We start from the raw sequence: 19,611 nt of genomic DNA on the forward strand, positions 1-19,611 counted from the left end.
CCCTGGCGCACACCCCTGCCCACCGGCACGCTCCGGGCACGGTCAGGACAGGTGGCCGTGGAGGCGGACTCTGGCCAGACCGCCGTCCGGATAGATGTCGACCCTGACGTGGGTGACCGGGCCGGGGTGGTGGAGCCGGAAGCGGTGCGGTGTGTCGGGCTGGAGCCTGGTCCTGGGCAGCAGCTCGACCTCGCGCTCCCCGTCGATCCCGGTGAGCGCGACCGCGCCGGGCGCGTTGAACAGCAGGTTCGTGGTGTCGATCTCGGCCAGCTTGACGATGCCGCGGCCGGCCAGCCGGATCACCAGCCAGTCGTTGCCCTCGTCCCGGCGGCGCGCGGTCTCCCAGCCCTCCGCCTGGTGGCGGGCCAGGCCGGGGGCGATGACGTTGTTGGGGGCGGAGTAGAAGTCGTTGGAGCAGGCGGTGACCAGGCCGCCGTTCGCCAGGGCGGCCAGGTCGAGGCCGAGGCCGTCGTAGACGGACAGGTCGGGACGGGCTTCGCCGTGCACGCGCAGGCGGGCGACGCCCCCGTCGGGGTGGATGTTCAGGCGGACGTGCGTGTAGCGGGTCTCGTCGGCGACCTGGAAGTGGTGTTCGGCGTCGCCCTTCAGCCCGGCCTTCGGCACGATCGCGGTCCATGGGGCGGCCAGCAGCTCGTCCGGGGACGGGTGGCCGTCGACGGCGGCGGCCTCGACGGAGGCGTACGGCGGGTAGTTGCCCTTGAACCAGGCCGTGTCGATCATCACGGCGCGGATGACGCCGGGGACGCCCAGACGGACGAGGGCCCAGTCGTGGCCGGGCTCGCGCCTGCGCCGGGTCTCCCACCCGTCGTAGACCTGCCCCTTGTTGCCGAAGGTCTCGGCCTGGAAGCCCGGACGGCCCGGCCTGATCAGGCTCTCCTTCTCGGCGAACGACTCGTCGCTCGCCGCCACCACGGAGCCGCCGAGGGTGCGCCCAGCAAGATCGGGCAGGGCAAGATCGGGCAGGGCGAGATCGGGCAGGTTCGGGCCGGGCGGCGTGTCGGAGTGTGACATCTACTGCTCTCCCAGCAGAAGCCGTCCGCGGGGTTCGCCGTCCACCGGCCTGCCGCGCAGCCAGGTGGTCAGGACGGCTCCCTTGAGGGTGCGGCCGTGGTAGGGGGTGACGGGGTGCCTGTGGTGCAGGAGGGCGGCGTCGACCGGGCCGGTGGCGGCCGGGTCGAAGGCCACCAGATCGGCATCATTGCCCGGCTTGATGCCCCCTTTTCCCGATATTTCAGCCATCGCGGCGGGATTGGCTGACATCCAGCGGACCACATCCGCCAGCCCGAACCCCCTGCGCGACGCCTCCGTCCACACCGCGCGCAGCCCGAGCTGGAGCGAGGCGATGCCGCCCCAGGCGGCGGCGAAGTCGGGCGCCTTCAGCTCGGCGGGCGACGGCGAGTGGTCGGACACGACACAGCTCAGCACGCCCCTCCTCAGGCCGTCCCACAGCAGGTCGCGGTTGGCCTCCGAGCGGATGGGCGGGCAGCACTTGTACGCGGTCTCCCCCTCGGGCACCTGCTCGGCGGCCAGCGTCAGGTAGTGCGGGCAGGTCTCCGCCGTGACGGCCACGCCGCGGGCCCGGGCCTCCTCCAGGACGTCCAGGCAGGCGGCGCTGGAGACGTGCAGGATGTGCACCCTGGCCCCGGTCTCCCCGGCCAGCCGGACGACCTGCTCGACGGCGCTGCGCTCCGCCTTGTCCGGCCGCGAGTCCAGGAACTCCCGGTACGTCGGGCCGGTCGGCTCGCCGAGCAGCGCCGGATCCTCGGCGTGCACCACCATCACCCCGCCGAACCCGGCGATCTCCTCCAGAGCCTGCCGCGCCTCGGAGACGCCGAGCGGCGGGAACTCCTCCACGCCCGACGGCGACATGAAGCACTTGAAGCCGTGCACCCCGCGCTCGCGCAGCGGCGCCAGGTCCTTGACGTTGCCCGGCACGGCCCCGCCCCAGAACCCGACGTCCACCCGGCACTGGCCGGCGGCTGCACGCAGCTTGGCCTCGAAGGCCCCGACGTTCACGGTGGGCGGGAGCGAGTTGAGCGGCATGTCCAGGATCGTGGTGACGCCTCCGGCGGCGGCCGCCCGGGTCGCCGAGGCGAACCCCTCCCAGTGGGCGCGTCCCGGCTCGTTGACGTGCACGTGCGTGTCGACCAGGCCGGGGAGCAGGGCCAGGTCGCGCAGGTCGATGTCCTCGGCGGCGTCGAGCGGTGCCGCGTGGTCGTACAGGGCGACGATCTTCTCCCCGCGCACGGCCACCGCGGCCGCCCGCTCGCCCTCGGGGGTGACGGTCCTGCGGGACCGTACGACGAGGTCGAACCCGGTCATCCGGCGCCTCCCTGGAGATGGTCGGCGGCGAGCCGGGCGGCGAGGCGTTCGAGCAGCGGGCCGGCCTCGCTCATGCAGCGGTCCTCGTCGGGCTCCAGGTCGGTCAGGGCGTAGGCGGCCTCGATGCCCGCCGCCTTCAGCTCGGCGTCGGAGAGGGTACGGCGGCCGCAGACGGCGACGACGGGGACCCCCGCCCTGGCCGCGGCCTGGGCCACGCCGATCGGCGCCTTGCCGCGCAGCGACTGCCCGTCCAGCGACCCCTCGCCGGTGATCACCAGCCGCGCGTTCTCCGCCAGCTCGCCGAACCCGAGCAGGCCGAGCAGGTAGTCGATGCCGGGCCGCAGCTCAGCGTGCAGGAACGCCAGCGCCGCGAACCCCACCCCGCCGGCCGCGCCCGCCCCCGGCGCTCCGGCCACTCCCATGGCCCGCGGGGTGTCGTCATGCTCGTGCTCATGGTCGCGCCCGCTTCGCTCCTCTTCGGCTCGTTCCTCGCTCTCTCGTCCCGAGCTCCTGCGCTCGACGGCACCCACCAGCCCATGGGTGGCGGTCGCCACCGCCGCCAGCCGGGACAGGGAGCCCTCCAGGATCTTGACGTCGTCGGGGGTCGCGCCCTTCTGCGGCCCGTAGACGGCGGCGGCGCCGTGCGGGCCGAGGAGCGGGTTGTCCACGTCGCTCGCCACCACGAACTCCACGCCCGACACGTCGAGGAAACCGGACATGTCGATGCGGGCGAGCTCTTTGAGCGCGGCCCCGCCTCGGGGGAGCTCGTCGCCGCCGGCGTCGAGCAGGCGCGCGCCGAGGGCCTGCACCATGCCCGCTCCCCCGTCGGTGCACGCGCTGCCGCCCAGCCCCAGGACCACCCGCTTGGCGCCGCGGCGTACGGCGTCGGCGACCAGCTCGCCCGTGCCGTAGCTGGTGGCGGTCAGGGGCTCGCGCCCGCCGGGCAGCCGGCGCAGCCCGGACGCCTCCGCCAGCTCGACCACGGCTGTGCCGGCCGCCTGCCAGGCGTACGAGGCGGGGATCCGCTCGCCCGTGGGGCCGGTCACCTCGATCGTGACCCGCGTGAAGCCGCCGGCCACGGCGGCGTCGACGGTGCCGTCGCCGCCGTCGGCGACCGGCAGCTCCACCGTGGGAACGCCGAGCCCGGCCGACACCCGGGAGGCCACCTCCGCCGCCGTCAGCGACCCCTTGAACTTGTCCGGAGCGACCAGAACGGGCTGAACCACAACGAACTCCCACATGATGGTGAACAATGGCCTGACACGCCTTCCTGCCCGGTGCGAGCGGGCAGGAAGGCGTGACTCATCATCACATCCCGGGCCGTTCATCCCACACACTGCCCGGGCGATCGGCGGGCGCGTGCCGGACCGTCCCTAAGAAACCGCTCTGATGAACTCCTCCAGGGAGTAACGGCCGTCCTGGTCGAGATCGGCCTCCTGGCTCATCGCCCCGAGGGCCTCGGGCGGCAGGTCGGGGAAGTGCCGCATGAGCTCGGACTCGCTGATGTAGCCGTCGCCGTCGGTGTCGATCGACGCGAAGGTGCTCTTGAGCCGGGCCAGCCGCTCGTCTGGGAGTTCCGCCGCCACGGGACCGCCTTTCCGGATGCTCGTTCGTACGGGTGCTCGTTGTCCGGATGTCTCCCACACCATAGTCATCATTGACCCATGACAACCGAATGGAACCCCGTTTACCGGCGGGCGGAGAAGGGCCAGGAGGATCAGGTCCTGGCGGTGCTGGACGAGTGCGCCGCCTGGCTCGCCGCGCAGGGGGTGCGGCAGTGGCCGGACCGGTTCGAGCGGGCGTGGATCGAGCCGGCCGTCGCGCGGGGCGAGACCTGGCTGGCCCACATTGGGGACGAGGTGGCCGCCACCGTCACGCTGGACTGGTCCGACGGCCTGTGGGACGACGACGGGACGGCCGGATACATGCACCGCATGGCCGTACGCCGATGGGCGGCCGGGCTGGGCGCCCACGTGCTGGGCTGGGCGGCGGACACCACGCGCGGGCAGGGGCGCGCACGGCTGCGGCTGGACTGCGTGGCCTCGAACCGGCGGCTGCGCGGCTACTACGAGTCCGCCGGATTCGTCCACCGCGGGGACGTGGCCGTCGGCGGCCCGCCGGGCCTGCGCGAGCCGGACGGCCCGGTCACCCTCGTGAGCCGCTACGAGCTGCCGCTCACGCCGTGACGCCTTCGTGGACGTGCCTCGCCGGGCGCACGCCGCGCTCCTCCGCCAGCCGCACCAGCCGCCGGCGGGCGGCGGCGCCCGCGCGCCCCGCCGCGTCCTGGGAGACGGTCTTCAGCTCCCCGCCGGCCACCACGGTGCGCCCGCCGACCAGCACGAGGGCCGGCGGCGGCGCGGGCCCGAAGACCAGCGCGCACACCGGGTCGGCGACCGCCGCGGCGAAGGACCCGACCGGCCACAGGACGACGTCGGCCAGCTTGCCCGGCTCGAGCGAGCCGAGCTCGTCCGCGCGGCCCAGGTTGCTGGCTCCGCCCAGGGTGGCCAGTTCCAGGGCCTGCCGGGCCGTGAGCGCCCCGGGACCGTGTCGGGCCCGCTGGAACAGCAGGGCCTGCCGCATCTCCCCGGCCAGCGGGGTCAGCTCGGAGGAGGCGCTGCCGTCCACGCCGAGGCCCACGTTCATGCCGCGGCGCAACATCTCGGACACGCGGGCGATGCCCGCCCCGAGCCGGCCGTTGGAGGAGGGGCAGTGGGCGGAGCCGGTGCCGGTGGCGGCGAGCTTGCCGATGTCGGAGTCGCTCAGGTGCACGGTGTGCGCGAACCACACGTCGGGCCCGAGCCAGCCCAGCTTCTCCATGTAGTCGACGGGCCGCGCCCCGAACTGCTCCAGGCAGTGCTCGTCCTCGTCGAGGGTCTCGGCGATGTGGGTGTGCAGGCGAACGCCCTTGGACCTGGCCAGCGCCGCCGACTCCGTCATCAGCCCGGCACTGGCCGAGAACGGCGAGCACGGCCCCACCGCGACCCGCACCATCGAGGAGAACGACGGGTCGTGGTGGGCGTCGACGGCCTCGGCCGTGGCGGTCAGGACCTCGTCGAGCTCCTCGACCACGACGTCCGGTGGCAGCCCGCCCTTCGACTCGCCCATGTCCATGGAGCCGCGCGCCGGGTGGAACCTGAGGCCGATCTCGCGGGCGGCCTCGACGCCCGCCGCGAACAGGTCGCCCCTCCCCTTGGGGAAGAGGTAGTGGTGGTCGCTGGAGGTGGTGCAGCCCGACAGCGCCAGCCAGCCCAGCCCGGCGGCGGCGGCCCCCTTGACCACCTCGGCGTCCATGGCGGCCCACACCGGATAGAGCGCGACCAGCCACTCGAACAGCGTGGCGTCCTGCGCGAGCCCTTGCGAGGCCCACTGGTAGAGATGGTGGTGGGTGTTGACCAGGCCGGGCGTGGCCAGGCAGCCGGAGCCGTCGATCCGGGTCGCCCCCGGGGCGGCGGGCGCGGGCCCGGCGCCCAGCGCGGCGATGCGATCCCCCTCGATCCTGATGTATCCGGAGGGGATCTCGGGGCCGGTGACGGGCGCGACGTGCACGTTCTCGATCAGGATGACGGGTTCGGACGCCGGGCCGGTGCGCGGGCCGTTCACGTGGCCGCCTTTCGCCGCGCGGCCAGCCGTACCGCGTCGAGGATCTTCTCGTAGCCCGTGCACCGGCAGAGGTTGCCCGCCAGCGCCTCCCTGATCTCCGCGTCCGACGGCCGCTCCACGCGCGCGATCAGGTCGTGCGCCTGCACGATCAACCCCGGCGTGCAGAAGCCGCACTGCACCGCGCCGCACTCCGCGAACGCCTCCTGCACCGGGTCGAGCCGGTCCCCCTCGGCCAGCCCCTCGACCGTGCGCACCCGCCGCCCCTCGGCCTGGCCGGCGGCGACCAGGCAGGAGCAGACCGGCACGCCGTCGAGATAGACCGTGCACGAGCCGCATTCGCCCTGCTCGCAGGCGTTCTTGGAGCCGGGCAGGCCGAGACGCTCGCGCAGCACGTACAGCAGGCTCTCTCCCTCCCACACGTTGTCGGCGCTCTCCTCGCGGCCGTTGACGGTGAAGGTGACGCGCATCAGGCGGCCCTCCTTCCCAGATGGTCGTTCCAGGCCCAGGTGAGCGTGCGGCGGGCCATCACACCGATGGCGTGCACGCGGTAGGCGGCGGTGCCGCGGACGTCGTCGATCGGCGCGGCCGCGGCCGCGCACAGCTCGCCGAACCTCCTGAGCAGCGCCGGGTCGAGCGGCGCCTGCCAGTCGAGCTCCCGCGCCAGCAGCTCCTCGGCCTCGTACGCCCGCCGCGGCGTGGGCGCCGCCGACCCGAGCCCCGTGCCGACCCGCCGCTCCTCGGGGCGCAGCGCGACCGCGAACGAGCACACCGCGATCACCATGGCGTTGCGGGTGCCGACCTTGGAGAAGTACTGGGGCCCCGTGGCGGGCCTGACGTGCACGGCCCTGATGAGCTCGTCCGGTTCGAGCGCGCTGCGCTTGACCCCGACGTAGAACGCGGTGGCGGGGATCATCCTGACGCCCCGGTCCCGCGACTCCACCTCGACCACCGCGTCGGCGGCGAGCAGCGGCGGATGGCTGTCGCCCGCGGGAGAGGCCGCGCCGAGGTTGCCGCCGACGGATCCGCGGTTGCGGATCTGCGGCGAGCCGACCGTGCGCGAGGCCTGCGCGAGCCCCGGCAGCGGCCCGCCCAGCTCCTCGATGATCGTCGTGTACGGCACCCCCGCCCCGACCCGGCAGGCGCCGCCCTCCATGCCCCACGCGCGCAGCTCGGCCACCTGGCCGAGGTCGAGCAGCGCGGCGGGCCTGCGCACGTCGAAGTTGAGCTCGACCATCACGTCGGTGCCGCCCTGGATGGGCACCGCGTCGGGCCGGTCCGCCTTGGCGGCCAGCGCCTCCTCCCACGTCGTGGGGCGCAAGAAGTCCATCGGTGTCTACTCCCAGGCGAATCCGGCGTCGGGCGCGTCCTCCCGCAGCACGCTGCCCTCGATCAGGCCGTACGGGCGGTCGGCGGCGAAGAAGACCTCGTTGTCGTTGTCCAGGCCGAAGGGCGACAGGTCGACGGCGAAGTGGTGCTTGTTCGGCAGGGCCAGCCTGACCTCGCAGATCTCCTCGCAGGTGGTCAGCGCCCGCTCGCCCATGGCGTAGAGGGTCTGCTGCAGCGACCGGCTGTGCGTGTCCGCGAACGCCTCGACCAGGCATCGCCGCACCCGCTCGTACGACGAGCCGTAGGAGGGGGTGTCGCCGGCGTGCCGCCACCGTGCCTCGACGGCGGTGGCGAGGACACGGTCGGTGGCGGGCGGCAGCGTGGTGTACTCGTCGGCGATGTAGCCGTGGAACTCCGACCCCGTCGAGTTGAGCAGCACAAGGTCCTTGAGCCCGGACACCACGGTGGCGCGGCCGTCGCGGTCGCGGTGGACGACGCAGGTGCGCACCTCGCCGCCCTCGCGCGCGAACGAGTGCGGCCCCTCGCGACGCCAGGCGTACTCCTCGATCTCCACCCTGGCGTGGTGGATCGAGGGTTGCGACCCGGCGAAGTGCCCGGCCAGCAGGAGGGCGAACTCCTCGATCTGGCCGACGCCGTGTTTCCTCGCGAGCGCGTACACGGTGTTCTTCTGCGTGTCGGTCGGCAGCACGGCGGCGTTGTCGCCGGTCAGGTGGACGGCCTCCATGTCGCCCGACAGGGACGTGCTGACGTTGACGTCCTTGACGTGGTGCACGGGGCCGTCCTTGACGACGTGGACGAGCCGCGTCTCCGCCTTGCCGTAGCGGTTGGGCCCGAGCTTGACGGCCATCTAACTCCCTCGGTAGGTGGAGTAGGCGTACGGGCTGAGCAGCAGGGGCACGTGGTGGTGCCGGCCGGGATCGGTCACGGTGAAGGTGACGACGACCTCGGGATAGAACGTCTCGGGCAGGTAGCCGCCGGTGTCGAAGACGACGCGGTGCACGCCGGTCCTCGGCTCCCAGCCCCTGATCCGGCCGTCGGCGTCGGTCCGCCCCTCGGCCAGGACGCTTCCGTCGTGCTCCAGGCGTACGCGGACGCCCTCGGCGGGCAGCCCGGTGACCGCGTTCAGCACGTGCGTGGAGAAGCTCATCTCCCCTCCTCGATGAGCTTGCGCAGCCGCACCCGCGTGATCGCGGCCAGCTCGGCGCGTACGACGTCGCGCTCGGTCGCCTCGTCGTTGCGCAGCCGGGACGTGAGCCTGGCCAGCAACTCGGCGCCGTCGAGACCGGTGGCGCAGACGAGGTAGACGTGCCCGAAACGCTCCTCGTAGGCCCGGTTGCCCTCCGCCAGGGCCGCGCGCGACGCGTCGTCGACCCCTGACTGCTCCTGCCGCGACCAGGCCGCCTCCGCGCCGGTGCCGGCCGCCCGCTCGCCGATCCTCGGGTGCGCGCTCAGCGCCTCCAGCACGCCGGACCACTCCAGGTCCCGCACGGCCGCATCCGCGGCGGCGAGCAGCTCGCCGAGGCCGCGGTACGGTCGCAGCGCCGCGACCTTCGCGGCGAAGGCGCGGCAGGCGCAGCAGGCGAGCAGGGCGCGCTCGGCCTCGTCGGGCGGCCGTGCGTTGAAGGCGTCGAGCGCGGTGAGCGTGTCGGGCATGTCTGAAGTACACACATGCGCTACGTGCCCGGTCCATCCGCGAGAACTCCGAACCGGCCGCCCCGATGGCCGGGACTTTTGTGTCATGCTCCAAGTCCCGGGTCAGGGTCAGATCGTGATCACGGTCTTGCCCCTGGCGTGGCCTGCGGCGATGTCGCGCAGCGCGGCCGGCGCCCGCTCCAGCGGCACCAGCGACTCGACCCGCACGCGCAGCTCGCCGCCGTCGATCAGCTCGGCCAGACGCGTCAGGACCTCCGGGGTGACCCGGTTGACCACGTTGACGCCGCGCAGCCCTCTCGCGGCCAGGGCGTCAGGGTCGAGCGCGTGGATGACGCTGCAGATCACGCCGCCGGGGCGCAGCACGCCCGCCATGGCGTCGACGGCGCCGGCCGGGGTGACCAGGTCGAACACCGCGTCGATCCCGCCGGGCCAGGCGGCGAGCACCTGCCCGGGCACGTCTCCCCCGGTGTGGTCGACCGTCTCGTTGGCGCCCAGGTCCCGCATGAGGTCCTCCGCGTCCGGCGCGGCGGTGGCGATGACGTACGCGCGGCGCAGGGCGGCGAGCTGGGTGGCCGCCTGGCCCACGCCGCCCGTCGCTCCGACGATCAGCACGGTCTGGCCCTCGGCCAGTTCAGCCGTCTCGACCAGGGCGTACGCGGTCGCGCTCGCCGTGGGCACGGCCGCGGCCTGCTCGGGCAGCAGGCCCTTGGGCATGCGGGCGACGGGCCCGTCCTGGGCCACCACGCCGTACTCGGCGTAGCCGCCGAGGCCGCGGGCGGGGTCGCTGAAGCGTCCGTAGACCTCGTCACCGGGCCGGTACGCGGTGACCTCGGCGCCGACGGCCTCCACGACGCCGGCGGCGTCCTGCCCCATGATGAGCGGGAACCTGGGCGACAACCCCGCCATGGCGCCGCTCGCGATCTTCGTGTCGACCGGATTGTAGGCCGCGGCCCGCAGGCGGACCAGCAGCTCGCCGGATTCTGGCACGGGCTCTGGCAGCTCGACGAGCTCCGGCCGGGCTCCGAAGGCGGAAATGGCGATGGCACGCATGGGCTCTCCCCGTCTGGCCTGCGTTGGCGAACGAAAGAGGCGTTACCCGCCCGCGTGCCCGCCAAAGGGGACAGGCCGGCCTCTTGGAGCAACCTTTGTGCGGGCCGCCTCACCGGGCCACCTCACCGGGCCGCCTCACCGGCCGCCTCACCGGGCCACCTCACCGGCCTCCTGACCGGGCCGGCGCGCTGGCGTACGGTAAGTGTCCGCCACAGCGCCTACACTGGCGGTCATCATGACCCTGAAATCCCTGATCGGCGGACACGTGTCCGTGACGGGCGGCCTCGCGACGGGCGGCCTGACATACATGGCGGAGATCGGCGCCGAGATGATCCAGGTGTTCGTCACCAACCCGCGCGGGTGGGCGCTCACCGAGGGCAAGCCCGAGCAGGACGCCCAGCTGGCGGAGTCGGGCGTCGACACGTTCATCCACGTGCCCTATCTCGTCAACTTCGGCTCGCCCAGTCCCGAGACGCTGGCCAACTCCATCGCGATCGTGCGCCACACGCTGCGCCGCGGCGTGGCGACCGGCGCCAAGGGGGTCGTGGTGCACACGGGTTCGGCCGTGACGCAGCCCCGCGACGACGCGCTGCGCCAGACCCGGGAAAACCTGCTGCCGCTGCTCGACGAGATCCCCGACGGCGGGCCCGACCTGCTGCTGGAGCCGATGGCGGGCCAGGGCGCCATGCTGTGCGCCACCGTCCAGGACATCGAGCCCTACCTCGCGGCCCTCGACTGGCATCCGCGGGCCGGCATCTGCCTCGACACCTGCCACGCCTTCGCCGCCGGTCACGACCTCGCGGCCGAGGGCGGGGTGCGGGAGACGTTCGACGCCCTGCACACGATCGCTCCCGGGCGGCTCAAGCTGATCCACGCCAACGACTCGAAGGACGCCTGCGGCGCCAAGAAGGACCGCCACGAGAACATCGGCGCCGGGCTCATCGGCGCGCGGCCGTTCGCCGAGCTGATGCGGCACCCGGCGGTGGCGGGCGTGCCGATCTGCATCGAGACGCCGGGCAAGGCGCCCAAGCACGCCGAGGACATCGCCCTGCTCAAGCAGCTCCGCGACGGCTGAGCGCCGCACCGCGGCGCGTACGCGAGCCGGCACCGGCAGGGCGTGCCCCGTCGCGCGGGGTGCGGCGGCCACCGGTGACGGCCGGACACAACCGTAACCGGGCCACAGAACGTGACAGGGACGCCCGCTCGCGTGATCCGGAGCCCCCGTGGCCCGGATCGCGGGGCCGGCTCTCGCGGCCTCAGCGGGCGCCCCCTCACGGAACGGCGTGGCGGGCCCTACCCCCCGGTCAGGGCCCGGCCGCCGCGGCGACCTGCGCGGTCGCCGGTGAATCCGGCGCATCAGATCTGCTGTGAGCCCTGCGGCCCGTCCCCCCGATGCGCCGGGGTGGCTATCCGATGCCGAAACACTACGGTCGCGATCATGCGGGCGAAACCCCGTTTACGGGCAGCTCGTCGAACGGTCTGTAGTCATCGCCATACGGAGAGTGCTAATGCGACGAGCGGTCACCCGGCTGCGATGAGCGGCAGTCTGGGGGGCCCGCACCCGGCTCGGGCACGTGCATCCTGGCCATCATCCACCCCACCCCGCTCGGCACCCGGCCCGGCGTGACCAGGGACATCATGACCATGGCCGCGAACGCCACCGGCACCGCGACCAGCGCGGGATAGGACGCCGGCTCCCCCGCGCGCCCGCCCGCCTGCTCGCTCAGCACGAGCACGGCGGTCACGCCCCCTCCCACGGCGAACCCCGCCGCCACCCCCGCGTCCGTCAGCCGCCGCCACCAGATGCCGAGGACCAGCATCGGGCAGAACGTGGCGGCGGAGAGGGTGAAGCCGACCACCACCAGCGCCACCGACTCCCGCGGGGTGCTGACCGCGGTCAGGGCAAGCGCCGCCAGCAGCACCGCGGTCACGGCGGCACGGAAGGAACGCGCGCCCGCCGTCGGCACGCACGACGACACCGCGCCCCCGACGGCCACCAGCACGCCCACCATGGTCGCGAGCAGCGCCGCGAACGCCCCGGCGGCCAGCACCCCGGTGAGCGCCTCTCCGGCGGCCCCGGGCAACATCCTGGCGGGCAGCAGGAGCACGATCTCGTCCGCCGTCGCGTCACGGGCGTGCCGGTGCCCCAGCACCCCGTACAACGGCGGGACGACGCCGAACACCGCCAGCATCACCTGCGCCGCCACGATCGACCGCCTGGCCGCGCGGGCGTCCCTGTTGGTGTAGACGCGGACGATCACGTGCGGCAGCCCCATCGTGCCCAGCGCGCACGCCAGCAGCACCGCCAGCACCCCGGGCAGCGACGGGTCACCGGCTCCGGCCAGCCCGGCGACCCCGGCCCGGTAGGAGCCCTCGAACAGGGTGATCGGCCGCGCGCCCGACATCCACCAGCAGATGACCCCGACGCCCAGGAAGACGACCAGCTTCAGCCAGAACTGCGAGGCCTGCAGGCTCGTCACGCTCCCCAGGCCGCCCGCGACCGCCACGCCCAGCGTCGCCGCCCCGACGGCCGCCCAGCCCAGCCACGGCGGCAGCCCGGTCAGCAACCGCACCACGATCCCGGCGGCGTGCAGCTGGGCGACCATGAACGCCAGCCCGATGACCAGGAGGAAACAGGTGGTGAACGGGCGCAGCCGGGCCGAGCGGAGCCGCCATCCGGCGAAGTCGGGCAGCGTGTACGTTCCCGAGCGCCGCAGCGGCGCCACGACCAGGGCCAGGATGACGACGAACCCGGCGGCGGCCCCGACCGGGTACCACAACATCGGCCCGCCATGAGTGGCGATGAGCCCCGCGGTGCCGAGACAGGCCGCCGCCGAGGTGACCTCGGAGGAGATCGCGGCGCCGTTCCACCAGGGCGGCACCTCCCTGGCCGCCACGTGGAAGTCGGCCAGGCCGCTGGAGCGGCGCGGCCGCGCGGCGCCCACCATCACGCCCAGTACGACGACGAAGGCGACCCCGGTGAGCACCGCGACGGTCATTTCTCCAGCCGCTCCGCCCGTCTCAGTTGCACCACGGCCAGCCCCACCCAGGCGGCCTGGGCGGCCAGCGAGAGCGCCACCCAGACCTCGGGGGCGGGCACCCACATGGCGATGACGGGGACGCCCGCCAGCACTCCGGCGACGGCGGCCACCGTCAGCATGGCCTGCCGTAACTGGCGCCCCACGATGGCCGGCAGGTCGGGCGGGACCTGCCTGCCGTGCTCATCGACGCGCCGCCTGCCGCGACCGAGGGCGACCGGCCGGCGCGAGACGACGACACGGCGCTCCGCCGTCACCGGACCACTCCTCCGCCGACCGTCACGAGATCACGCCCCTGTGCTGGCGTACGAGCTGTTCGCGGACCTGGCGGCTGTGCCGCCTGCTGACCTGCAGCGTCTCGGTGCCGACGGTGAGCGACACCCGCCCGCCCTCGAACCTGAGCTCGCTGACGTGCTTGGCCGACACCAGCGTGCTGCGGTGGATGCGGATGAACCCGGCCTCCGACCAGCGCCGTTCCAGTGCGGCCAGCGACATGCGCACGAGATAGCTGCCGTCGACGGTGTGCAGGCGCACGTAGTCGCCCTTGGCCTCGGCGAACCGGACGGCCTGCTGGGGCACGAAGCGGGTGCGCCCGCCCAGCTCGACGGGGATGACGTCGTCCTGGCCCGGCTCGGCGGCGGGCGAGGTGGCGGCCTCCAGCCTGCGCACCGCCTCGGCCAGCCGCTCGGCCCTGACCGGCTTCAGCAGGTAGTCGACCGCCTCCAGCTCGAACGCCTGCACCGCGCACTCCTCGTGGGCCGTCACGAAGACCAGCCGGGGCGGGCTGGGGAAGCCGCCGACGAGCCGGGCGAGGTCGAGCCCGTCGAGCCCGGGCATCCGGATGTCGAGGAAGACGCCGTCGAGCCGCTCGCCCGCGCCGATCATCTGCACCATGTCCTGCAGCGCCGTGACGCCGTCGGCCGCGGTCGTGACCTGCTCGATCCGGTCGTCCTGGCGCAACAAGTAGGCGAGCTCCTCCAGAGCCGGCACTTCGTCGTCGACGGCCAGAACTCTCAGCATGTCCACCACGCTGCCGCAGAAAAGCAGAGGCCACAAGGGGCAAGCCAGCTTAGCGTAATGAATTGACTACTATGGGCCAAGTTGTGTCTTCGGTACGCGCAACCGCACCTTGGTGCCGGCGCCCAGCGCGGTCTCCACGACGAGCCCATAGCCGTCGCCGTAGATCTGGCGCATCCTGAGGTCCACGTTCGCCAGCCCGATGCCGCCGCCCTCACGGGCGGGTTCGTCGTCGAGCATGCGCCGCGCGCACTCGGGATCCATCCCCGCGCCGTCGTCCTCGACGGTGATGTGCGCCTCGGGGCCCGCGTCGCGCACCACGACCCGCACCTCCCCCGCGGCGCCGCCGTCGCCGCGCATGCCGTGCTTGATGGCGTTCTCGACGAGCGGCTGCAGGCACAGGAACGGCACGGGCACCGGCAGCACCTCCGGAGCCACCTGCACGGTGAAGCGCAGCTTGTCGCCGAAGCGGGCGCGCTCCAGCAGCAGGTAGCGGTCGACGCAGGTCAGCTCGTCGGCGAGGGTGGTGAAGTCGTTGGCCCTGTGCAGGGCGTAGCGGGCGAAGTCGGCGAAGTCGAGCAGGAGCTCGCGGGCGCGCCTGGGGTTCGTCCGGACGAACGAGGCGATCGTCGTGAGCGCGTTGTAGATGAAGTGCGGCGAGATCTGGGCACGCAGCGCGCGCATCTCGGCCGCCAGCGCGCGCTGCCGCGAGGCGTCCAGGTCGGCCAGCTCCAGTTGGCCGGAGACCCAGCGGCCGACCTCGGTGACGGTACGCACGAGCGCGGCGCTGACCTCGGCGTCGTGGACCGCCAGCGTGCCCACGACCGCGCCGTCCACGGTCAGCGGCACCACCACCGCCGCGTACGGCTCGCCGGGGAACACCTGGGCCCGGCCGGCGGCCAGCGTGGCGCGGGCGTGGGCGAGCACGTCGCCGTCGCGCGGCCCGTCCGCGGCCGGGCCGTCCCAGGCCAGCACCGCCTCGGCCGAGGTGATCGCGACGGCGTGGGTGCCGAGCAGCGTGCGCAGGTGCCGGACGGCCCTGCGGGCGGAGTCGCGGCCGAGCCCCGCGCGCAGGGCGGGGGCGGCGAGCGCGGCGATGTGCAAGGTGGTGAACGTCGCCTCGTCCGTCCTGCGGCCCTGCGGCAGCACGTCGCGGCACGACCGCGCCCTGGCCAGCCCGTAACCGGCGGCGAAGGCCAGCAGGAGCAGCGCCACGCCAGTCAGCATGCGGGCCACCGTAGCCAACAACGCGCCGTGTCCGGGGCGAAACCCGCAGTGAGACCGTCGTCGCGTTACGGCGGGCCCTCTCCGGGTTCTTCCTGGTAGGAGTAGCGCTGTTCGCGCCAGGGGTCGGCGAGGTTGTGGTAGCCGCGCTCCTCCCAGAAGCCCCGGCGATCTTCGAGGAGATATTCGATGCCGCGCACCCATTTGACGCTCTTCCACGCGTAGAGGTGGGGCACCACGATCCGCAGCGGGTGGCCGCGGTCAGGGCTGAGCGGCTTCTCGTCGAGCTCCATGGCGAACAGCGTGTCGGGGGCGGTGAAGTCGGACATCCGCAGGTTGGCGCTGTAGCCGTACTCGGCCCAGACCATCACGTGGCGCACGCCGGGGTCGGGCGGGAAGGCGCCGATGATGGTGGCCGGGGCGACGCCGCGCCACTCGTTGGCCATGAGCGAGAACTTGGTGACGCAGTGGAAGTCGGCGAGCCGGGTCGTGCGGGGCAGCCGCTCGAACTCCTCCCAGGTGTAACGGTGCTCCTCACCGGTGGCGGTGGCCCCGAACACGCGGAAGTCCCAGCTCTCGGGCTTGAACGCGGGGACCCTGCCGTAGTGGATCACGGGTCTGCCGCGCGGGACGTACTGGCCTGGAGGCAGGCGCGACTCCTCCACGATCACTCCCCTCACCGGTCTCGCGTCTTGGGCCATCCTGCCATCGGGCCGCCGATGGCTCGCGGCCGGGTGCGGTGCGCTACGATTGGTGTCTATGCGCACAGCGTTCTGGTTTTGGTATGGCGACGGACCCGAGTCCGTTCGCCATCTGACGCTGCGCTAGCAGACAGGCGAACGAAAGGCCCCGGGTCCACGTGGACCCGGGGCCTTTCGTGTTTTCAGGCAGAAGGAGAAGCAGATGGTGATCGTGATGGGCCCGGAGGCCACGCCGGACGATCTCACGTCGATCGTGTCGGTCGTCCAGGCGGCCGGGGTCGAGGCTTTCATCAGCAAGGGCGTGCGCCGCACCATCGTCGGCCTGGTCGGCGACGTCACCCAGCTCGACGCGGCCGGCCTGCGCGGCATGCCGGGGGTGCGCGACGTGATGCGCGTGACCACGCCGTACAAGCTGGTCAGCAGGGAGAACCATCCGGAACGCTCCACGGTCCACGTGGGCGGCGTGCCGATCGGCCCCGACACCGTGACGCTGATCGCGGGGCCGTGCGCGGTGGAGACGCACCAGCAGACGCTGGACGCGGCCAGGATGGCGCAGTCGGCCGGAGCGGTGCTGCTGCGGGGCGGGGCGTTCAAGCCGCGCACGTCGCCGTACGCGTTCCAGGGGCTGGGCGAGGCGGGCCTGCGAATCCTGGCCGACGTGCGCGAGGAGACCGGGCTGCCGATCGTGACGGAGGTCGTGGACGCCCAGGACGTCGAGCTGGTGGCGTCGTACGCCGACATGTTGCAGGTCGGCACCCGTAACGCGCAGAACTTCGCGCTGCTGCGGGCGGTCGGCGCGGCCGGGCGGCCGGTGATGCTCAAGCGCGGCATGAACGCCACGATCGAGGAGTGGCTGATGGCCGCCGAGTACATCGCGCAGCGCGGCAACCTGGACATCGTGCTGTGCGAGCGGGGCATCAGGACGTTCGAGACGGCGACGCGAAACACGCTCGACGTCTCGGCGGTGCCGGTGGCGCAGCGGCTGTCGCACCTGCCGGTGATCATCGACCCGTCGCACTCCGGCGGCCGGCGTGACCTGGTGCTGCCGCTGACCCGCGCGGCCATCGCGGTGGGCGCCGACGGCGTGATCATCGACGTGCACCCGCAGCCCGAGCAGGCGCTCTGCGACGGCCCGCAGGCGCTCGTCCACGCCGACCTGGGCGAGCTTGCCCAGGTCATGACGGACTTCCCCGCGCTGCTCGGCAAGTCGACCGCGGCCGCGGTCGCCGCCTGACCTGACCCCGTCACCACTGCCACGAGCCCCCGGAGACGGCCGGCCGCGCCACGAGCCCGCCGGTCGTACTCATGGGTAACTTAAGTACGAACCCCCATGCGCGGGAATGCGTCCCGGCGCCACGATGGGCGCATGACCAAACGCCTTCAACCCACGCAGACCGGCGCGTTCTACGCCCAGGCGATCCTGTCGTTCGCCGTCTCGATCGCCTCGGTGACGATCGCCCTGATCTACCTGCCCGCCGCGGGGTGGATCAGGGCCTTCCTCGCCCTCGGACTGCTCTACGTCGTCACCTCGACGCTCACGCTGGCCAAGGTCGTGCGCGACCGGCAGGAGCTCGCGGAGGTCACCAGCCGCGTCGACCAGGCCAGGCTCGACAAGCTGCTGGCCGAGCACGACCCGTTCAAGGTCGATGCCTGACCTCCGCTATAGCGTGTACTCCTGGATCGAGTCGGCCAGTTGCACGCACAGCTCCTCGGCGTCGAGCCGCTTCTCGATCTGCTTCAGGTCGTCGATCTTGGCCCGCGTCTCGGCGCGCTTGGGCGCCAGCAGGGAGCAGCAGTCCTCGTCGGGCAGCTCCGAGATCTCCAGCGTGCCGATGCGCCGGGCCTCCGCCATGATCTCGGTTTTGTCCCAGCCCACCAGCGGCCGCAGGATCGGCAGCTCGACCGCGTTGTCCTGAGCCGTGATGTTGGTCAGGGTCTGCGAGGAGACCTGCCCGAGCGCGTCACCGGTGATCAGCGCGGCGGCGCGGATGCGGTGGGCGACCTCTTCGGCCGTCTTGAGCATGAGCCGCCGCTGCGCGATCACGGCCAGTCGGTCCTGGCCGGAGGTGCGGATCGACTGCTGCGCCTTGCCGAACGGCACCACCCACAACCGCGAGCCGCCCTGGAACCTGTCGAGCTTCCGCACCAGCGCGTACGCCTTGTAGATCGACTCGGAGGTGGTGAACGGGATGCCGGAGAAGTGCAGGAAGTCGACGTGCAGGCCGCGCCGCATCATCCGGTAGGCCGCCACCGGCGAGTCGATGCCGCCCGACATCAGCACCAGCGCCCGCCCGCTGCTGCCGACCGGCAGGCCGCCCTGGCCGGGGATGCCGTCGGTGAAGACGAACACCTCGTCCCTGTCGACCTCGATGAACACCGTCAGCTCGGGGTTCTTCAGGTCGACGGGCAAGCGGTATTCGTCGTTGATCGCGCCGCCCACCATGCGGTCGAGTTCGTTGGAGCGCAGCGGGAAACGTTTGTCGCGGCGGCGCGAGCGCACCGCGAAGCGGGCGCCGCGCTTGGCCTCCTCGCTCTCCCCGACGAGCTCGAGACCGGCCTTCAGCACCGTTTCCGGGTCTTTCGCGACCCGCCAGGCCCGGTGGATCCACACCAGTCCCGGCACGTCGGCGACCCGCTCGGCCACGGCTCCGGCCTGCTCGGCGGCGGCGCCCTGGGGGAGGAAGATCGCGATCACGCCGTGCCGCCTGCGCACGTCGACCTTGATCCCGAGCGGCTGGAGCGCGTCGCGGATGTTGCCGATCAGGCGGCGTTCGAACAGCTCGCGGTTCTTGCCCTTGAGGACGATCTCGCCCAGCTTGAGCAGCACGCACGGCTCGCCCAGGGCAGACATCGTCATGGTGGAACCTCCGGGAAATGGGGAAAAGGCGTGTTGGTGCCAACGTCGCGCGCCCCTGAGTTTAGTCCGCGTCGAGGCCCCGCTCGATCGCATATCGCACCAGCTCCACCCTGTTGTGCAGCTGGAGCTTGCCGAGGGTGTTCTGGACGTGGTTCTGCACGGTGCGGTGCGAGACCACCAGCCGCTCGGCGATCTGTTTGTACGACAACCCCTTGGCGACCAGCCGGAGCACCTGCGTCTCGCGCTCGGTGAGACGCGGGCCCTCGGCGGGCGCGGGCTGCGCGGCCAGCCGCCGGTATTCGCCCAGCAGGAGCCCGGCCAGCCCGGGGGTGAACACGGCGTCGCCCTCGGCCGTCCTGCGTACGGCGTCGAGGAACTCCTCTCGGCTCGCCGATTTCACCAAATATCCGGACGCGCCCGCCTTGATCGCCGCCAGCACGTCGTCCTGCTCGGCGCTGGCCGACAACACCAGCACGCGCGGCGGCGCCTCCAGCCCGGACAACCCGGCGGCCACCTCGTGACCCGGCATGTCGGGCAACCGCAGATCGAGCACCACGAGATCGGGCCGGACCGCGCCGGCCACCCTGACCGCCTGCCGCCCCTCCCCCACGGTGGCCACGACGTCGTAGCCGGCCTCGGCCAGATCTCTCGAGATCCCGTCACGCCACATGGGATGGTCGTCCACCACCATGACCCGCACCATGCCCGCAACTCTAACGCCGGCCGCGCCCCGCGCTCCGGCCGCGGCGGAGCAGGTCCGGATCAGCGTCGCGGGGGCGGG

At 72.9% G+C, this 19,611-nt stretch carries 22 protein-coding genes; 4 read left to right on the forward strand and 18 right to left on the reverse strand.

All coding sequences use genetic code 11. The annotated features are described in order from the left end of the window. Window positions 1-42: 42 nt before the first annotated feature. From alc to ABGA98_RS29320, 4 genes are all read right to left on the reverse strand, one after another. Window positions 43-1,032 carry an allantoicase gene (gene alc, locus ABGA98_RS29305; protein WP_347621619.1) on the reverse strand — a complete coding sequence of 330 codons (990 nt, stop codon included), beginning with the start codon at window positions 1,030-1,032 and terminating at the stop codon, window positions 43-45. Continuing rightward, window positions 1,033-2,343: an allantoinase AllB gene (gene allB, locus ABGA98_RS29310; RefSeq protein WP_347621620.1), complete on the reverse strand. Its 1,311-nt coding sequence runs from the start codon at window positions 2,341-2,343 to the stop codon at window positions 1,033-1,035. Next, entirely contained in the window at window positions 2,340-3,584 is a 1,245-nt protein-coding gene (locus ABGA98_RS29315) for a glycerate kinase (protein WP_347621621.1), read from the reverse strand. The genes allB and ABGA98_RS29315 overlap by 4 nt, the downstream gene beginning before the upstream one ends. Before the next feature lie 132 nt (window positions 3,585-3,716). Beyond that, window positions 3,717-3,929: an EF-hand domain-containing protein gene (locus ABGA98_RS29320; protein WP_347621622.1), complete on the reverse strand. Its 213-nt coding sequence runs from the start codon at window positions 3,927-3,929 to the stop codon at window positions 3,717-3,719. Between the two features lie 78 nt (window positions 3,930-4,007). Between ABGA98_RS29320 and ABGA98_RS29325 the strand changes: the two genes are divergently transcribed. After that, window positions 4,008-4,529 (forward strand): GNAT family N-acetyltransferase, encoded by a 522-nt coding sequence (locus ABGA98_RS29325; protein ID WP_347621623.1) that lies wholly within the window; start codon window positions 4,008-4,010, stop codon window positions 4,527-4,529. Here the strand turns inward: ABGA98_RS29325 and ABGA98_RS29330 are convergent. The 7 genes from ABGA98_RS29330 to ABGA98_RS29360 form a co-directional block, all read right to left on the reverse strand. Then, window positions 4,519-5,898: an 8-oxoguanine deaminase gene (locus tag ABGA98_RS29330; RefSeq protein WP_347621664.1), complete on the reverse strand. Its 1,380-nt coding sequence runs from the start codon at window positions 5,896-5,898 to the stop codon at window positions 4,519-4,521. The genes ABGA98_RS29325 and ABGA98_RS29330 overlap by 11 nt on opposite strands. 41 nt (window positions 5,899-5,939) lie before the next feature. Next, window positions 5,940-6,410, reverse strand: coding sequence for a (2Fe-2S)-binding protein (locus ABGA98_RS29335; RefSeq protein WP_347621624.1), 471 nt, complete (start codon window positions 6,408-6,410; stop codon window positions 5,940-5,942). Beyond that, complete coding sequence (locus tag ABGA98_RS29340) at window positions 6,410-7,270, reverse strand: FAD binding domain-containing protein (RefSeq protein ID WP_347621625.1); 861 nt, start codon at window positions 7,268-7,270, stop codon at window positions 6,410-6,412. The genes ABGA98_RS29335 and ABGA98_RS29340 overlap by 1 nt, the downstream gene beginning before the upstream one ends. A gap of 6 nt (window positions 7,271-7,276) precedes the next feature. Continuing rightward, complete coding sequence (gene pucL, locus ABGA98_RS29345) at window positions 7,277-8,137, reverse strand: factor-independent urate hydroxylase (protein ID WP_347621626.1); 861 nt, start codon at window positions 8,135-8,137, stop codon at window positions 7,277-7,279. Beyond that, window positions 8,138-8,437 carry a hydroxyisourate hydrolase gene (gene uraH, locus ABGA98_RS29350; RefSeq protein ID WP_347621627.1) on the reverse strand — a complete coding sequence of 100 codons (300 nt, stop codon included), beginning with the start codon at window positions 8,435-8,437 and terminating at the stop codon, window positions 8,138-8,140. Beyond that, complete coding sequence (gene uraD / locus ABGA98_RS29355; RefSeq protein ID WP_347621628.1) at window positions 8,434-8,943, reverse strand: 2-oxo-4-hydroxy-4-carboxy-5-ureidoimidazoline decarboxylase; 510 nt, start codon at window positions 8,941-8,943, stop codon at window positions 8,434-8,436. Before uraD ends, uraH begins: the two co-directional genes overlap by 4 nt. A 108-nt stretch (window positions 8,944-9,051) precedes the next feature. Further along, complete coding sequence (locus tag ABGA98_RS29360) at window positions 9,052-9,993, reverse strand: NADP-dependent oxidoreductase (RefSeq protein ID WP_347621629.1); 942 nt, start codon at window positions 9,991-9,993, stop codon at window positions 9,052-9,054. A gap of 235 nt (window positions 9,994-10,228) precedes the next feature. On the opposite strand from ABGA98_RS29360, the gene ABGA98_RS29365 reads away from it, so the two are divergent. Beyond that, window positions 10,229-11,068, forward strand: a complete 840-nt coding sequence (locus ABGA98_RS29365; RefSeq protein ID WP_347621630.1) for a deoxyribonuclease IV — start codon at window positions 10,229-10,231, stop codon at window positions 11,066-11,068. A 430-nt stretch (window positions 11,069-11,498) separates the two neighbouring features. On the opposite strand, the gene ABGA98_RS29370 is transcribed toward ABGA98_RS29365, so the two are convergent. From ABGA98_RS29370 to ABGA98_RS29390, 5 genes are all read right to left on the reverse strand, one after another. After that, window positions 11,499-12,992 carry a cation acetate symporter gene (locus tag ABGA98_RS29370; RefSeq protein WP_347621631.1) on the reverse strand — a complete coding sequence of 498 codons (1,494 nt, stop codon included), beginning with the start codon at window positions 12,990-12,992 and terminating at the stop codon, window positions 11,499-11,501. Continuing rightward, window positions 12,989-13,288 carry a hypothetical protein gene (locus ABGA98_RS29375; RefSeq protein ID WP_347621632.1) on the reverse strand — a complete coding sequence of 100 codons (300 nt, stop codon included), beginning with the start codon at window positions 13,286-13,288 and terminating at the stop codon, window positions 12,989-12,991. The genes ABGA98_RS29370 and ABGA98_RS29375 overlap by 4 nt, the downstream gene beginning before the upstream one ends. Before the next feature lie 22 nt (window positions 13,289-13,310). Then, on the reverse strand, window positions 13,311-14,051 hold the full coding sequence (locus ABGA98_RS29380) for a LytTR family DNA-binding domain-containing protein (protein WP_347621633.1): 741 nt from the start codon (window positions 14,049-14,051) through the stop codon (window positions 13,311-13,313). Between the two features lie 69 nt (window positions 14,052-14,120). After that, window positions 14,121-15,275 (reverse strand): histidine kinase, encoded by a 1,155-nt coding sequence (locus ABGA98_RS29385; RefSeq protein ID WP_347621634.1) that lies wholly within the window; start codon window positions 15,273-15,275, stop codon window positions 14,121-14,123. A 65-nt stretch (window positions 15,276-15,340) separates the two neighbouring features. Beyond that, entirely contained in the window at window positions 15,341-15,937 is a 597-nt protein-coding gene (locus tag ABGA98_RS29390; RefSeq protein ID WP_347621635.1) for a molybdopterin-dependent oxidoreductase, read from the reverse strand. A gap of 238 nt (window positions 15,938-16,175) precedes the next feature. On the opposite strand from ABGA98_RS29390, the gene aroF reads away from it, so the two are divergent. Both aroF and ABGA98_RS29400 read left to right on the forward strand, forming a co-directional pair. Continuing rightward, window positions 16,176-17,207, forward strand: a complete 1,032-nt coding sequence (aroF, locus tag ABGA98_RS29395; protein ID WP_347621636.1) for a 3-deoxy-7-phosphoheptulonate synthase — start codon at window positions 16,176-16,178, stop codon at window positions 17,205-17,207. A gap of 132 nt (window positions 17,208-17,339) precedes the next feature. Beyond that, window positions 17,340-17,627, forward strand: a complete 288-nt coding sequence (locus ABGA98_RS29400) for a YiaA/YiaB family inner membrane protein (protein WP_347621637.1) — start codon at window positions 17,340-17,342, stop codon at window positions 17,625-17,627. A gap of 6 nt (window positions 17,628-17,633) precedes the next feature. On the opposite strand, the gene thiI is transcribed toward ABGA98_RS29400, so the two are convergent. Then, window positions 17,634-18,830, reverse strand: a complete 1,197-nt coding sequence (gene thiI, locus ABGA98_RS29405; protein ID WP_347621638.1) for a tRNA uracil 4-sulfurtransferase ThiI — start codon at window positions 18,828-18,830, stop codon at window positions 17,634-17,636. 61 nt (window positions 18,831-18,891) lie between these two features. Beyond that, the gene (locus tag ABGA98_RS29410) at window positions 18,892-19,533 is read right to left on the reverse strand and encodes a response regulator transcription factor (protein ID WP_347621639.1); all 642 of its coding nucleotides are present in this window, start codon (window positions 19,531-19,533) and stop codon (window positions 18,892-18,894) included. Window positions 19,534-19,611 lie beyond the last annotated feature (78 nt).

It is taken from the genome of Nonomuraea sp. B1E8, assembly GCF_039871515.1.
GTDB lineage: Bacteria > Actinomycetota > Actinomycetes > Streptosporangiales > Streptosporangiaceae > Nonomuraea.

Excerpts from the sequence above, each read along its gene's own strand:
- alc (WP_347621619.1), bottom strand. The coding sequence starts at position 1,032 with ATGTCACACTCCGACACGCCGCCCGGCCCGAACCTGCCCGATCTCGCC.
- allB (WP_347621620.1), bottom strand. The coding sequence starts at position 2,343 with ATGACCGGGTTCGACCTCGTCGTACGGTCCCGCAGGACCGTCACCCCC.
- ABGA98_RS29315 (WP_347621621.1), bottom strand. The coding sequence starts at position 3,584 with ATGTGGGAGTTCGTTGTGGTTCAGCCCGTTCTGGTCGCTCCGGACAAG.
- ABGA98_RS29325 (WP_347621623.1), top strand. The coding sequence starts at position 4,008 with ATGACAACCGAATGGAACCCCGTTTACCGGCGGGCGGAGAAGGGCCAG.
- ABGA98_RS29335 (WP_347621624.1), bottom strand. The coding sequence starts at position 6,410 with ATGCGCGTCACCTTCACCGTCAACGGCCGCGAGGAGAGCGCCGACAAC.
- ABGA98_RS29340 (WP_347621625.1), bottom strand. The coding sequence starts at position 7,270 with ATGGACTTCTTGCGCCCCACGACGTGGGAGGAGGCGCTGGCCGCCAAG.
- pucL (WP_347621626.1), bottom strand. The coding sequence starts at position 8,137 with ATGGCCGTCAAGCTCGGGCCCAACCGCTACGGCAAGGCGGAGACGCGG.
- uraH (WP_347621627.1), bottom strand. The coding sequence starts at position 8,437 with ATGAGCTTCTCCACGCACGTGCTGAACGCGGTCACCGGGCTGCCCGCC.
- uraD (WP_347621628.1), bottom strand. The coding sequence starts at position 8,943 with ATGCCCGACACGCTCACCGCGCTCGACGCCTTCAACGCACGGCCGCCC.
- ABGA98_RS29360 (WP_347621629.1), bottom strand. The coding sequence starts at position 9,993 with ATGCGTGCCATCGCCATTTCCGCCTTCGGAGCCCGGCCGGAGCTCGTC.
- ABGA98_RS29365 (WP_347621630.1), top strand. The coding sequence starts at position 10,229 with ATGACCCTGAAATCCCTGATCGGCGGACACGTGTCCGTGACGGGCGGC.
- ABGA98_RS29370 (WP_347621631.1), bottom strand. The coding sequence starts at position 12,992 with ATGACCGTCGCGGTGCTCACCGGGGTCGCCTTCGTCGTCGTACTGGGC.
- ABGA98_RS29380 (WP_347621633.1), bottom strand. The coding sequence starts at position 14,051 with ATGCTGAGAGTTCTGGCCGTCGACGACGAAGTGCCGGCTCTGGAGGAG.
- ABGA98_RS29385 (WP_347621634.1), bottom strand. The coding sequence starts at position 15,275 with ATGCTGACTGGCGTGGCGCTGCTCCTGCTGGCCTTCGCCGCCGGTTAC.
- aroF (WP_347621636.1), top strand. The coding sequence starts at position 16,176 with ATGGTGATCGTGATGGGCCCGGAGGCCACGCCGGACGATCTCACGTCG.
- ABGA98_RS29400 (WP_347621637.1), top strand. The coding sequence starts at position 17,340 with ATGACCAAACGCCTTCAACCCACGCAGACCGGCGCGTTCTACGCCCAG.
- thiI (WP_347621638.1), bottom strand. The coding sequence starts at position 18,830 with ATGACGATGTCTGCCCTGGGCGAGCCGTGCGTGCTGCTCAAGCTGGGC.
- ABGA98_RS29410 (WP_347621639.1), bottom strand. The coding sequence starts at position 19,533 with ATGGTGCGGGTCATGGTGGTGGACGACCATCCCATGTGGCGTGACGGG.